General features: G+C 56.7%; 11 protein-coding genes and 1 pseudogene. 9 read left to right on the plus strand and 3 right to left on the minus strand.

What is annotated here, in order from left to right:
* Positions 1-12 precede the first annotated feature (12 nt).
* Entirely contained in the window at positions 13-456 is a 444-nt protein-coding gene (locus ACZ5K9_RS09240; protein ID WP_464271050.1) for a hypothetical protein, read from the plus strand.
* Positions 457-480: 24 nt separating this feature from the next.
* Here the strand turns inward: ACZ5K9_RS09240 and ACZ5K9_RS09245 are convergent, their stop codons facing one another.
* Positions 481-1,383: an inositol monophosphatase family protein gene (locus ACZ5K9_RS09245; protein ID WP_464271051.1), complete on the minus strand. Its 903-nt coding sequence runs from the start codon at positions 1,381-1,383 to the stop codon at positions 481-483.
* Positions 1,384-1,414: 31 nt separating this feature from the next.
* Between ACZ5K9_RS09245 and ACZ5K9_RS09250 the strand changes: the two genes are divergently transcribed.
* Positions 1,415-2,269, plus strand: a complete 855-nt coding sequence (locus ACZ5K9_RS09250) for an amidohydrolase family protein (protein WP_464271052.1) — start codon at positions 1,415-1,417, stop codon at positions 2,267-2,269.
* 155 nt (positions 2,270-2,424) lie between these two features.
* Here ACZ5K9_RS09250 and ACZ5K9_RS09255 read toward each other — a convergent pair whose 3' ends face one another.
* The gene (locus tag ACZ5K9_RS09255) at positions 2,425-3,390 is read right to left on the minus strand and encodes a sigma-70 family RNA polymerase sigma factor (RefSeq protein ID WP_464271053.1); all 966 of its coding nucleotides are present in this window, start codon (positions 3,388-3,390) and stop codon (positions 2,425-2,427) included.
* 258 nt (positions 3,391-3,648) lie between these two features.
* On the opposite strand from ACZ5K9_RS09255, the gene hisC reads away from it, so the two are divergent.
* The 4 genes from hisC (at position 3,649) to sppA (ending at position 8,297) form a co-directional block, all read left to right on the plus strand.
* Positions 3,649-4,755 carry a histidinol-phosphate transaminase gene (gene hisC / locus ACZ5K9_RS09260; RefSeq protein ID WP_464271054.1) on the plus strand — a complete coding sequence of 369 codons (1,107 nt, stop codon included), beginning with the start codon at positions 3,649-3,651 and terminating at the stop codon, positions 4,753-4,755.
* Positions 4,752-5,447 (plus strand): (d)CMP kinase, encoded by a 696-nt coding sequence (gene cmk / locus ACZ5K9_RS09265; protein ID WP_464271055.1) that lies wholly within the window; start codon positions 4,752-4,754, stop codon positions 5,445-5,447. The genes hisC and cmk overlap by 4 nt, the downstream gene beginning before the upstream one ends.
* An 87-nt stretch (positions 5,448-5,534) precedes the next feature.
* Positions 5,535-7,307: a 30S ribosomal protein S1 gene (locus ACZ5K9_RS09270; RefSeq protein WP_464271056.1), complete on the plus strand. Its 1,773-nt coding sequence runs from the start codon at positions 5,535-5,537 to the stop codon at positions 7,305-7,307.
* Positions 7,308-7,412: 105 nt separating this feature from the next.
* Positions 7,413-8,297 carry a signal peptide peptidase SppA gene (gene sppA / locus ACZ5K9_RS09275; RefSeq protein WP_464271057.1) on the plus strand — a complete coding sequence of 295 codons (885 nt, stop codon included), beginning with the start codon at positions 7,413-7,415 and terminating at the stop codon, positions 8,295-8,297.
* A gap of 189 nt (positions 8,298-8,486) precedes the next feature.
* Here sppA and ACZ5K9_RS09280 read toward each other — a convergent pair whose 3' ends face one another.
* On the minus strand, positions 8,487-9,104 hold the full coding sequence (locus tag ACZ5K9_RS09280) for an L-threonylcarbamoyladenylate synthase (protein WP_464271058.1): 618 nt from the start codon (positions 9,102-9,104) through the stop codon (positions 8,487-8,489).
* 116 nt (positions 9,105-9,220) lie between these two features.
* Between ACZ5K9_RS09280 and ACZ5K9_RS09285 the strand changes: the two genes are divergently transcribed.
* From ACZ5K9_RS09285 to guaA, 3 genes and pseudogenes are all read left to right on the plus strand, one after another.
* Entirely contained in the window at positions 9,221-10,264 is a 1,044-nt protein-coding gene (locus ACZ5K9_RS09285) for a Ppx/GppA phosphatase family protein (protein WP_464271059.1), read from the plus strand.
* 69 nt (positions 10,265-10,333) lie between these two features.
* A pseudogene (gene guaB / locus ACZ5K9_RS09290) lies at positions 10,334-11,796 on the plus strand (IMP dehydrogenase).
* Between the two features lie 13 nt (positions 11,797-11,809).
* A complete protein-coding gene (guaA, locus tag ACZ5K9_RS09295; RefSeq protein ID WP_464271060.1) occupies positions 11,810-13,366 on the plus strand; it encodes a glutamine-hydrolyzing GMP synthase in 1,557 nt (518 codons plus the stop codon).

The raw sequence follows: 13,366 nt of genomic DNA on the forward strand, positions 1-13,366 counted from the left end.
GGGAGAACGGCGATGCCCAAAGACATTGATAAAGACGAATTGATGGAAGATTACGAAGACGACAGTCTCGATTTTGAAACCGGTGGCGACCTGGATTTTGAGGACGAGGAGGAAGGGATCCTCATTGAAGACGAGGACGACATCGTCCCGTCCGTGCTTCTTAAAGGAAGTTCCAAGCCCAAGACGGAGGAAGATTGGCGCGCCCGTCTTCTGGAAGCCAGCCGGGAAGGGGTTCCGGAGTACAGCATGTCAGACAGTTACAAAGAAGGGGATCTCATCTGGCATCCGGTATTCGGATTGGGAGTCGTGAGCCATGTGATCACGCAGCGAAAAATGGAAGTGGTTTACGAGGACAGCAAGAAACTCATGGCCATGAACGTCATTCCGCCTGCGTCGGGGACCTCCCCTGGCGCCAAAGGCCCAAGCAGGGGCTCGGAGCCTTCTCCAGTGGCGTGAAAAGTCGCGGCGCTCCGGGGACCATCAGGAGCGCCGCGCCAGAGCTTCCTTGAGGGGCCCGAGGTTTTCCGAAAGGAAGCGGTGGATTTTGCCCGATCCCGCCACAATGTGCCCATTGGACAAGTAGTTTTCCGTTCCCCAAAAGTCGGTGACGATCCCACCCACCTCTTGAATCAGCAGCGCTCCGGCGGCGATGTCCCAGGGTTTCAAGCCGGCTTCCCAAAAACCCTGGACCCGACCGGCCGCCAGATAAGCGAGATCCAAGGCCGCGGAACCGGCTCGGCGAATCCCGGTGACCTTGGCAAAAACCGCTTTAAAAACCGCAAGGTACGGATCCAGCACGTCTTTCGATCGGAAAGGGAACCCGGTGGCCACGAGGGATTCTTCAGGAGCCGTGTTCCGCAAAGGACGTAAAGGCTGGCCATTGCACCAGGCTCCTTGACCTCGTCGGGCTTCAAAGAGCTCACGGCGCAACGGGTCAAACACCCATCCCATGACAACGACGTCTCGCACCGCCAAGGCGATGGAGACCGCCACCATGGGAAAACCATGGATGAAGTTCGTGGTGCCGTCCAGAGGATCCACAATCCACACATGGGTCCGCGACCGGGTTTCCAGAGGCCGCTCCTCCGACATCAAGGTATGATCTGGAAAGGCTTTTCGAATCCGGTCCAAAATGAGATCTTCACAAAAACGGTCGATGTCCGTGACAAAATCGAAAGCGCCCTTGCTTTCGATGGTCAGAGGGCCGGTGGATTCAAATTTTTCCCGAATCAGAGCGCCTGCTTCGAAGATGGCCAATCGGGCTGTCGTCCGTGCCAGGTGAGCTTCCTGGGGCTCAAGGAACAAGTCTTTATGCGCCTTCGAATCATCTTTCACTGTTGCCGCCTCGATCTCATGTGCGTTAAGGTGCATCGTTCTCATCATGGGGAATTCCTTATCACTGAAGGGGAGCCCGATGAAAATAGATTTTCATGTGCACACGTTTCCCCCGGAGGTCGTTGCCTTCCGGGAACGGTTTTTTCACGGCGAGCCGGCGTTTCATAGCCTTTATGGGCATCCCAAGGCCCGCTTGGTGGACACGGATGGGGTCCTCCGGGCCATGGAAGAAAACGGCCTCGACCGCGCCGTGGTTTTTGGATTCCCATGGAAAGACAAGGACAAGGCCCGCCGTCACAACGACTACGTCCTCGAATCCGCCGCTCGACATCCAGATCGACTGATTGCTTTGGCATGTTTTGATCCTTTGGCGCCCTGGGCCATGGAGGAAGCCTTTCGATGCCTCGATCAAGGGGCCGCCGGCTTGGGGGAATTGGCGGTCTACGAGGGATGTGAGGAAAGCCGCGCATTGGACGCCTATGAATCGTTGATGGCCCTGTGTCGTGAAAGAAAAAAACTTACGCTCATTCATGCCAACGAGCCTTTAGGCCATGCATATCCCGGAAAAGCGCCCTTTGGGTTACGGTTCTATTACGAACTTGCGAAGAAAGGCGGTGATGTGCGCTTGATTTTGGCCCACTGGGGCGGGGGGCTTTTGTTCTATGAGCTGTTGAAAAAAGAAGTCCCTGAGATGCTCACCCATGTCTTTTACGATACCGCCGCATCACCTTTCCTTTACCGCCATGATATCTACCGGCGCGCCCTGGAGATTGTGGGCCGTGGCCGGATCTTGTTCGGAAGCGATTATCCTTTGTTGCCTCCGAGCCGCTATGAAAAAGAAATGGAAGCGGCGGGACTGAAAGAAGAAGAAAAATCCGAGATCATGGGCGGGAATGCCTCCCGACTCATTGCCGAGATCTGCGCCATTTCATGAAACAGGCGATGCACGCCCTTTACCGGAGCCCATTTCCCGGGGCAGAGGGGCGTTTCCGCGTCTTTCTCAGGACGGTTTAAACCCTCTCCCTCCTCCTCGAGAATCCGGCGGGTCGGTGTCGGCTGCGGAGATTTTCGTCTGATCGGCCTGGCCTCTTAGGACGCGTCAATGAGGCTTTCCTGGAGGAGTTCCAAATCCTCCACCTCTTCTTCCAGGTATGCCTTCAGTTTTTTCTTCAATCGGCTTTCGATCTGCCGGATCCGCTCCCGGCTGATGCCGAACTGGTCCCCGATTTCTTGAAGGGTCATGGGTTCGTCGGTAAGCAGCCGATGATCGAAGATCACGGCTTCCTTGTCCTTCAAACCCTGCCGGAATCGTTGGAGCTTTTCCTGGAGGATGGCCTTTGCTTCAGCATCGGCAAGCCTGTCGTCGACGGGGATTTCCCGGGCCGGCAAAAACGCTTTGTGCGTGTCTGTGGAGTCGTGATCGAGCGGCGCGTCCAGGGAGATTTCCCCGCTGGCCAGCCGCATGTCCATTTCCGTGACTTCCGATTCCTTAACGTCCAGCCTCTGGCTCAGGAGTTTGGGGCTGGCTTCGATGCCTTGGGCCTCCAGCCGTTCCTTTTCCTTGCGGAGGTTGAAGAAGAGCTTCCTTTGGGCTTGGGTCGTCCCGATTTTGACCAGCTTCCAGTTGTCCATGATGAACTTGATGATGTAGGCCTTGATCCAGAAAGAGGCATAGTAGGAGAATTTGTAGCCTCGATAGGGATCGAATTTTTTGACTGCCTGCATCAGGCCGATATTGCCTTCTTGGATGAGATCCATGAGGTTCTGCATCCAATGGCGCTGAAAATCCATGGCGATTTTCACCACGAGGCGCAGATTGGAGGTGACCAGCTTGTAAGCGGCTTCCACATCGCCTTTTTCCTTGTATCGAATGGCCAACTGGGTTTCCTCTTCACGACTCAGCAGGGGATACCTTTTGATTTCCTCGAGATAAGCCCGAAGAGGGTCGTAGACCTGCGGCCAGTCCTTGGTCGGGGTATCCAGTGCCAAGGATTCTTGATCGAGAAAATCATCGGTGTCAGCCCCTGGATCCTCGTCCAAGAGTCTTTCAGACACGAGTTCTTCCTCGAAAATCGGCTCTGTTGGGTGCTTTTTCTTGACCATCGCCTTTATCCGCCTCCATCCTGTGCCGGTTCGCAGTGCCACGTCTCAGGTTCGGGTGAACCCCGTGCCACCGCCGCCCGGAGATCGTTTAAAACATATTACCAGAATTGCTTCAAGACGCCACAAAAGCTTGCGTTTTCGGCGGCTCTTTTCTATAAGCCTGGCCTTGGACCGCATGGATACCCCAACCCGTGAAAGGAGCTCGAACCCTTGATCTCCAGGCTGGTGCCCCCGCATATCGCCGCCATTGACCCGTATCCCCCCGGAAAGCCCATTGAAGAACTGGAGCGAGAACTCGGCGTCACGAACTCCATTAAGTTGGCGAGCAACGAAAACCCTTTGGGTCCCTCTCCCAAGGCACTGGAGGCGATTCGAGAGAAGCTGGACGGCTTGCACCGTTATCCTGACGGCAGTGGGTACTATTTACGCCGAAGGATCGCCGAAAAGCTCAAAGTGCCCATGGATGCAGTGGTTATCGGCAATGGATCCAACGAAATCCTCGAACTGGTCATCCGAACGTTCGTGCGGCCAGGTGTGGAGGTGATCATTCCCAACCCCTCCTTTTTGGTTTATCAGTTGGCCGTGCAATCGGTGGGCGGCACCGTGGTGTTCGTACCGCTGAAGGACTACACCATCGACTTGGAGGGGATATTCCAGGCGGTCACAGAACGCACCCGCCTCATTTTCATCAACAATCCCAACAATCCCACGGGGACCGTCCTTTCTGAAAAGGCTTTCCGAGAATTCTTCAGGAAATTACCTCCGGATGTGGTGGTGGTGATCGACGAGGCTTACATCGAATTCGCCCCGGACGGGTCGACCTTCAGCGGATTGGACTTTACGAGCAGCCAGGGGCCGTGGGTCGTCACGGCTCGGACCTTTTCCAAAGCCTACGGTCTTGCAGGGCTCCGTGTGGGCTATGGCATTATGGACCCTCAGACGGCGGCGTTTCTCCATCGCGTTCGCCAACCGTTCAACGTGAGCACTTTGGCCCAGGCGGCAGCTCTCGCGGCATTGGACGACCATGAATTTCTGGAGAGAACCTTGCAATCGGTTCGCGAGGGCTTGGAGTTTCTTTACCGGGGCTTGGATGCCCTTGGGGTAGGCTACATTCCGACCCACACCAACTTCTTTCTTATCGGCGTTCCCGTTGATGCCAACAAGGTCTACGAGGCAATGCTTCACAAGGGTGTGATTATTCGAGCCATGAACGCCTACGGACTCGATCGCCATATACGGGTCAATGTGGGGCTGCCTGAGGAAAACGAGAGATTTCTCAGAACATTCGCCGAAGTCTTGGAACAGTTGGACCGATGATCATCGCTATTGACGGGCCGGCAGGTTCAGGAAAAAGCACCGTCAGCCGTCTTTTGGCCGAACGGCTTGGGGGCGTGTATTTGGATTCCGGGTCCATGTATCGGGCTGTCGCCTGGGCGCTTGGGCAATACCATTTGGTGGACGCGGAAGACACCGAGCTGGAACGCGTCCTGCCCACCTTGCCCCTCGAATTCGTCGTCCGGGATCGGGCTGTGCAAATCCTTTGGCGAGGGGTGCCTCTGGGCGTGGAAATCCGTACACCCGAAATAACCCGCATGGCTTCCGCGATTGCTCAGCGGGAGCCGGTGCGCCGTTTTCTTTTGAATCAACAAAGGCGTGTGGCGTGCGAAGGCACCGTGGTGGCCGAAGGACGGGATATGACCACGGTGGTCTTTCCGGAGGCTGACGTCAAAGTGTTTCTAACAGCCACACCTGAGGAGAGGGCCAGGCGCCGCGTGGCCCAATACCGCGAGCAGGGGGTCGAAGCCGATTTTGGAGACGTATTGGAAGGAATTGCAGCGAGAGACCATGCCGATACGAACCGCCCCATCGCCCCGCTGAAACCTGCCCATGGCGCTGTGCTTGTCGACACATCCCATCTTTCCATCGCCGAAGTGGTGCAGGTCCTGGTGAATCTTGTGGAGAACATCAACAAAAAAGAGACTTCCCTCGAAAGATCCCGTGCAGATTAGGATTGTCAAGGGTTTGGGTGTCTGCTACAGTGCGCACCCAGGATAAAAGGCGTAAGCCGAAATTCGGACAAGGGGGTAGTGAGTTCAATGATCACGAAAGACACCACGGAAAACTTAGAAATGCAGCATCAAGAATCACCAGGAGCCGTAGCGGAACGTGAACCCGACACCGACGACGTGGACGGGGACACCTTCGAGAAGCTCTATGCCCAGAGCTTCGGAAACATCCAGGAAGGTGAAGTGGTTCGGGGAAGGGTTGTGCAGATTTCAGACGATTATGTCATGGTCGATATCGGCTATAAGTCCGAAGGGGAAATTCCCATTGCCGAGTTTAAGGATGAGAAGGGCAATCTGGAAGTCTCCATCGGCGACGAGGTCGATGTGCTTTTGGAATATCATGACGACGATGAAGGAACCGTCTTTCTCTCTAAGGAAAAGGCGGAAAAGATAAAAGTTTGGGACGATATCAGCCGCATCTACAATGAAGATGGCGTCATTCAGGGTCGTGTGGTCTCCCGGGTCAAAGGTGGCCTGGCCGTGGATATCGGCATCCAAGCCTTTGTGCCCGGCTCGCAGGTAGATTTGCGGCCCGTGCGTAACCTGGACGCGCTCATCGGTAAGACGTTTGATTTCAAAATCCTCAAGTACAACAAGAAACGCCGAAACGTCGTCCTGTCGCGGCGTGTGCTTTTGGAAAAAGAGCGCGAACGGCAGAAAGGTCGGACCCTGTCCTTGCTGGAAGAAGGCAAGGTCATGGAAGGGGTGGTGAAGAACATCACAGATTACGGGGTCTTTGTGGATCTCGGCGGGATCGATGGTCTGCTCCACATCACCGACATGAGTTGGGGACGGGTGGGCCATCCTTCGGAACTCTGCCAGATTGGCGACACCATCAAGGTCAAGGTCCTCCATTTCGACCGGGAAAATGAACGCGTTTCCTTGGGCCTCAAGCAGCTCCAACCCGATCCGTGGACCAATGCCGCCCAAAAGTATCCCGTGGGCACCAAGATTCATGGGAAGGTCGTGAGTTTGACCGATTACGGGGCATTTGTGGAGATCGAGGAAGGCATCGAAGGATTGATCCACGTGTCGGAGATGTCTTGGACGCGCAAGATCCGCCATCCCTCCAAAATCCTCAGCGTAGGGGACAAGGTGGAAGCGGTGATCCTGAGCATCGATCCCGGTCGGAAGCGCATCTCCTTGGGGATGAAGCAACTGGAGCCGAATCCGTGGAGTGTGATTTCGGAAAAATATCCCGTTGGCACGATCATTTCCGGAAAAATCAAGAACATCACGGACTTTGGCATTTTTATCGGGATCGATGAGGGCATTGACGGGCTCGTGCACATCTCGGACCTGTCCTGGACCAAGAGGATTCGCCATCCTTCGGAAATCTACAAGAAGGGTCAGGAAGTCCAGGCCATCGTGCTCAACATCGATAAAGAGAACGAAAGGTTTTCCCTGGGCATCAAACAGCTGGAACCCGACCCGTGGGAAAGTGTGGCCCAGCGCTATCCTGTCGGCAGTGTCATCACGGGCCCGATAACCAATGTGACCGACTTCGGCCTGTTCGTGGAACTGGAAGAGGGCATTGAAGGCCTCGTCCACGTGTCGGAAATCGGCAAGGAAAAGGCCAAGGGTGCCCCTGATGAGTACAAAGTGGGGGATCAGGTTACCGCTAAAGTCATTAACATTTCTCCTAAAGACCGCAAGATCGGTTTGTCCATCAAAAAGGCCGATGAGCACGAAGAGCGGACGGACTATAAGGAGTACATGAACAGCCCTAAGGCGGCCACTACGAACCTTAGAGAGGTCTTGGAGGCGGCTCGCCAGAATGCGGAGAGCGCCCAGGAGGACTAGAGATCCCGGCGTTTTCCCGGGGATTGACGGACATGTTTTCATTTTGAGGATATGGAACACCCGGCTTTTGGGCACGCCGGGTGTTCGCTTTTAGGGGAAACCTCCATGGTCAAAAAGATTTTGAAAATCCTCGTGATGATCGCCTTTGTGGTCCTCGTTCCTTTCGTGGGACTCTACCTGTGGTTGGTCGCGCCGCAATTGGACTGGAAAAAGGAACCCAACCGCATCGGCGTGGTGGAGATCGAGGGGCTTTTGAGCGACGCTCGGCCGATTTTGGAATCTCTGAGCGACTTCCGCAAGGACCCTTACGTCAAGGCCGTGGTTCTGCGCGTGGAATCGCCCGGTGGGGGCGTCGGGGCAAGCCAGGAGGTTTATCGAGAAGTTCAGCGGACGGCCGCGGAAAAGCCTGTGGTGGCATCCTTTGGCGGGGTGGCGGCTTCCGGTGGATATTACGCCTCGGCGGCGGCTTCGTACATCTTCGCGAACCCGGGGACGCTCACGGGGAGCATCGGGGTGGTGGCCCATCTTCCCAATTTCCAAGGCCTGTTTGACAAGGTGGGGTATCGCACGGTGACGATCAAAAGCGGCCAGTTCAAGGATGTGGGGAACCCGGGGCGGGAAATGAACGAAGTCGAAAAGGCGTTGCTTCAGGAAACCATCGAGGGGATGCACGCCCAGTTTGTCAAGGACGTGGCGGCAGGGCGGCGGCTTACCGTAGAAGACGTTACGCCCATTGCGGATGGCCGGGTGCTCAGTGGGGAAAAGGCTTTGGAGTTCCGATTGGTGGACGCCTTGGGCAACTTTCAGGACGCCTTGGCTAAGGCCCGAGAATTGGGTGGCATTGCGGGGGAACCTCACGTGATCTATGCGGAGAAGGAACGCAAAAGCCTCCTGCGATTGATCCTGGGAGCCGCCGGAATCCGGGAGCTGGATCGATGGATGGACCCGGCCGTGAGCCCGGTGCGCTACGAACTTCTTCTGGGGCAGTAGTCCACTGAGAAGTCATCCACGCAGGCCCTTCTGGTTGGCGTGGCGGCGTGCCGTATGATTTTCCAGCCGGGCGCTTTCGTGCATGTCCCCATGGGCCGGCGGGAGCCGCCCACCGCGACGCGAACGGTGAAGGCGGCGTCCCTTCGGCCTGGATGGCATGGAACGAAGATGGTGTCGGCGAGCGTGTGCCTAAGGTGTCTGGAAAATTTCGACATTCCCGCTGCCCTGGCGGATGACCTCGGGAACGTCTTCGATAAGGGAGATCACACTGGACGGGCGTCCCGGGACGGGGCCGCCGTCCACGATAAGATCCAAGGAGTGGCCTAGGACGTCTCGGATTTCTTGAGGTGTTTCCAAAATCTGACCCGTCTCGGGATTTGTGGCCGTAGTGCTGATGACCGGGTGTCCCAGTTCCTTGACGATGGCGGTGCAAATGGGATGATCCGGCACGCGGATCCCCACAGCCTTTCTTTTGGTGAGCATGATGCGCGGCACAAGCCGGGAGCCCTCCAAGATGAAGGTATAGGGGCCGGGGAGCAGCCGCTTCATCGTTTTATAGGCGTAATTCGTCACTTGGGCATACTCGCTGATGCTTTTTAGATCACTACAGATGAAACTGAACGGCTGTTGGGGAGAACGGCGTTTCAGCTTATAGATTTTTTCGATGGACGGTTTGTTGAACAGGTCACATCCGATCCCGTAGTACGTATCCGTGGGATAGGCGATGACACCTCCTTTGGCTAGAATTTCGGCTACCTGTTTAATTTTTCGAGGCTCGGGATTACGGGGGTTGATTTCCAGGATCATAGGCGTTCCTCTCCTTCTCGCGGTGCAGTGCTCCGGAAGCCTGATGGTGGAAGTCGGTCGCCCGAACCGATTCCCCTTGTAAAGAAAGAAAACACAAAGGAAGAAAAAAAACAACGATGTCTCGTGAAACCGCAAAGCGCTATGGTCCCGAGGAACCTTGGGGTAGTTACGGCGCCGTGGACATCGGATCTCACACCATCCGAGTGCTCGTGGCGGATTGGGATTCCCAGGGGTTTGTGCGCCCCGTGCATCACGAACGGCACGTGATCCGGCTGGCTCAAGGGTTCGCTCGGCAGGGCGTGCTGACGGACGAGGCCATGGATCGCGCTTTGCGGGTCATGACGGATATTTCGGATCGACTCCAGGCATTCCCGCTGCGTCACTTGCGCTGCGGTGCGACGGGAGTGGTTCGAAAAGCGGCCAATGGCGCAGATTTTGTCAAGCGGATCCATGAAAGGACACGTTGGCAGGTCTCCATTCTCACGGAAGTGCAAGAGGCGAGACTGTCACTTCACGGCATGCTGAGTGTGCTCCCGCCTCTCGACGGCCCAACGGTGTGTTTCGACCTTGGGGGGAGTTCTACAGAATTTTCTCTGGTGGAGGGCGGAAACCCGATGCCGCTTTGGGAGGGCAGTGTTTTCATCGGCGCGGCCACCCTCACTGAGATGTGCCTCTGTCACGCTCCGGCTTCTCCACACGAGTTGCGTCGAGCTGCAGACCAGGCACGAGAAGCCCTTCGACCAGTTGTGAAGGCCGTTCGGCAACAGGTTCGACAGCGGTCGAGGAGTCCTGAGGGACTGAGCGTGGTTGGGACAGCGGGGACCGCGACCACTCTGGCGGCCATGGAAGCTCGGATGACCCAATATGTTCCATACCGGATCAACAACCGCACATTGACCAAGACATGGATCGCCGACATTGTTCGGACCCTTGCGTCCATGAGTCTTGAAGAGAGGCGGTGTCTTGCAGGGCTGGAACCAGGCCGAGAGGACATCATCGTGGGCGGAGCCGTGATCGTGGAGGAAATATTGGCGGCTTTTGATGTTCCTCACCTGACGGTCACCGACGCAGGTTTGCTGGAAGGGTTGGTTTGTGACGGCATTCATGCCGTCGCGGCATCTTCCAGCGACCCGTTGAAGCTGCGTTGGCAAATTCCTTGACAGAGCAGAACGGGTTTACGGCGTTTCTGAATACCGAAAACAGGGAGGCTTTTCATGCAAGAAAAAGCGATGCAGCAGATACCGGTGGCACTGACGTTCGACGATGTTCTCATCGTTCCGGCTTATTCGGAAGTGCTCCCGACGGAGACGGATGTGAGCACTGTGCTCACGGCGGGGATTTCCATGCGCATTCCCTTGCTCAGTGCGGCCATGGACACGGTGACGGAAGCCGATACGGCGATCAGCATGGCCCGCGAAGGAGGTATTGGAATTATCCACCGGAACATGAGCATTGAGAGGCAGGCGCGGGAAGTGGACAAGGTCAAGAAGTCAGAAAGCGGGATGATTGTGGATCCCATCACGGTTCACCCAGATCAGCCCATCGGCGACGTCATGGAGCTCATGGCCCAGTACCGGATTTCCGGGGTGCCCGTTGTCAAAGACGACCAGCTGGTGGGTATCATCACCAATCGCGACCTGCGCTTTGAAACCGATCCGACCCGCCGTGTTTCGGAACTCATGACCAAAGACAACCTGGTCACGGCCCCTGTGGGCATTTCCTTGGAAGAATCCAAAAAGCTGTTGCAGGAACGCCGTATTGAAAAGCTCCTGGTCGTGGACGACACAGGGCGACTTCGGGGTTTGATTACCATCAAAGATATTATGAAGGTGAAGAAATATCCCAATTCCTGCAAGGATCAATTGGGGCGACTCCGCGTTGGAGCGGCTGTTGGAGCCGGATCGGACACGCCCGATCGCGTCCAAGCTTTGGTTAAGGCCGGGGTGGACGTGATCGTCGTCGACAGTGCCCATGGTCATTCTAGAAACGTCCTGCGCACCGTCGAATGGATTAAGTCCGAATATCCCCACATGCCGGTTGTCGCCGGGAATGTGGCGACCGCAAGTGGCGCGGAAAGCCTCATCGAGGCGGGAGCCGATGCGGTGAAGGTGGGCGTGGGACCCGGATCCATCTGCACCACGCGCGTCATCGCCGGAGTAGGTGTGCCTCAGATCACCGCGATCATGGACTGTGCCCGGGTGGCTCGGCCGCGCGGGATTCCCGTGATCGCCGATGGCGGCATCAAATACAGCGGCGACATCGTCAAGGCCCTGGCTGCCGGAGCCGACTCGGTCATGATTGGAAGCCTCTTTGCCGGCACCGACGAGAGCCCCGGCGAGACCGTGCTTTACCAAGGGCGCAGCTATAAGGTTTATCGGGGCATGGGGTCTTTGGGGGCGATGAGGGAAGGCAGCCGGGACCGTTACTTTCAGGATCAGGTCCAGGAGCCGACCAAACTGGTGCCGGAAGGTATTGAAGGCATGGTGCCCTACCGGGGACCTTTGGCGTCCACGATCCACCAACTCGTGGGGGGGCTTCGGCAGGCATGGGCTATGCCGGATGCCGCACCTTGGAAGAACTGCGCACCAAGACCCAGGTGGTTCGGATTACCAGTGCCGGCTTGAAAGAAAGCCACGTGCACGATGTGATCATCACCAAAGAAGCTCCCAATTATCAGGTGGATCTGAAATAAGAACGGAGCCTTTATGGACTGGCATTCCTTGCATCCGGATCGTGTGCTCATCTTGGATTTTGGATCCCAATACACGCAGCTCATTGCCCGACGGGTTCGGGAGAGCCATGTGTATTGTGAGATTCACCCGTGCACCATGGAGCTGGAGGCCGTGCGCGCCTATGCCCCGAAGGGGATCATTCTCTCCGGAGGACCTTCCAGTGTGCACGACGCCGACGCGCCCCACACCCCTCGAGCTCTTTTTCAGATGGGCATCCCCATGCTGGGCATCTGCTACGGCATGCAGTTGATGGCGCACCTTTTGGGAGGGCGAGTGGAACGGGCCGACAGCCGGGAGTACGGACCAGCGTTGTTGGATGTGGACGAGCCCGCCGTCCTGTTCCAGGATATTGACGCGAAAGAAGTGCGTGTGTGGATGAGCCACGGTGACCGCATCATTCAGCTGCCGCCCGACTTCCGCATCTTGGCCCACAGCGCCAACTCGCCGGTGGCGGCCATGGCCGATGTGTCCCGCAAGCTCTACGGCGTCCAATTTCATCCTGAAGTGGCCCATACCCCGTGCGGCCGGACGCTCTTGGACAATTTCCTTTTTCATATCTGCGGCTGCAAGCCCACATGGACCATGAAAAGCTTCGTGGACTCGGCCGTCACGGCGATCCGTGAAAAGGTGGGCTCCGACCGCGTGCTCTGTGCCTTGAGCGGCGGCGTGGATTCTTCCGTGGTCGCCGTGCTCCTTCACAAAGCCATCGGCGATCAGCTCCAGTGCATTTTCGTCAACAACGGCCTGCTTCGCAAAGGAGAGGCGGAAACGGTAGAACGGGTCTTTCGGGATCATTTTGAAATCAACCTCATTTCAGTCAATGCGACGGATCTTTTCCTCCATCGGCTCAAGGGGGTCACCGATCCCGAGCAGAAACGCAAGATCATCGGGAACCTTTTTATCGAAGTCTTCGAGCAAGAAGCGTCCAAGATCCAAGGCACACGCTATTTGGCCCAGGGGACCTTGTATCCCGACGTCATTGAAAGCGTGTCCTTCAAGGGACCGTCGGCAACCATCAAGACGCATCACAATGTGGGGGGGCTGCCTGAGCGGATGAAGCTTGAACTCATCGAGCCCCTGCGGGAGCTCTTCAAAGATGAGGTGCGCCAGTTGGGGCGGGAATTGGGGCTGCCGGAACGGATCATTATGCGGCATCCTTTTCCGGGGCCGGGCTTGGCCATTCGCATCATCGGCGAAGTGACGCCGGAGAGTCTCAGAATCCTTCGCCGGGCTGACGCCATCGTCTTGGAAGAGTTGGAAGCGGCCAATTGGTACGATCGGGTGTGGCAGGCTTTTGCCGTCCTGTTGCCGGTGCGGTCCGTAGGGGTCATGGGTGACGAACGCACCTATGAACAGGTGGTGGCCATTCGAGCGGTGGAAAGTGTGGACGCCATGACCGCCGATTGGGCGAGAATGCCCTACCACTTGCTTGGACGCCTGTCCAACCGCATTATTAACGAGGTTCCGGGCGTCAACCGGGTTGTCTACGACATTTCGTCCAAACCCCCAAGCACCATTGAGTGGGAATGA

It is taken from the genome of Desulfosoma profundi, from assembly GCF_055387865.1.

Bases quoted from the DNA above. Each gene is read 5' to 3' on its own strand.
- ACZ5K9_RS09240 (WP_464271050.1), top strand. From the start codon at position 13: ATGCCCAAAGACATTGATAAAGACGAATTGATGGAAGATTACGAAGAC.
- ACZ5K9_RS09245 (WP_464271051.1), bottom strand. From the start codon at position 1,383: ATGATGAGAACGATGCACCTTAACGCACATGAGATCGAGGCGGCAACA.
- ACZ5K9_RS09250 (WP_464271052.1), top strand. From the start codon at position 1,415: ATGAAAATAGATTTTCATGTGCACACGTTTCCCCCGGAGGTCGTTGCC.
- cmk (WP_464271055.1), top strand. From the start codon at position 4,752: ATGATCATCGCTATTGACGGGCCGGCAGGTTCAGGAAAAAGCACCGTC.
- ACZ5K9_RS09270 (WP_464271056.1), top strand. From the start codon at position 5,535: ATGATCACGAAAGACACCACGGAAAACTTAGAAATGCAGCATCAAGAA.
- sppA (WP_464271057.1), top strand. From the start codon at position 7,413: ATGGTCAAAAAGATTTTGAAAATCCTCGTGATGATCGCCTTTGTGGTC.
- ACZ5K9_RS09280 (WP_464271058.1), bottom strand. From the start codon at position 9,104: ATGATCCTGGAAATCAACCCCCGTAATCCCGAGCCTCGAAAAATTAAA.
- ACZ5K9_RS09285 (WP_464271059.1), top strand. From the start codon at position 9,221: ATGTCTCGTGAAACCGCAAAGCGCTATGGTCCCGAGGAACCTTGGGGT.
- guaA (WP_464271060.1), top strand. From the start codon at position 11,810: ATGGACTGGCATTCCTTGCATCCGGATCGTGTGCTCATCTTGGATTTT.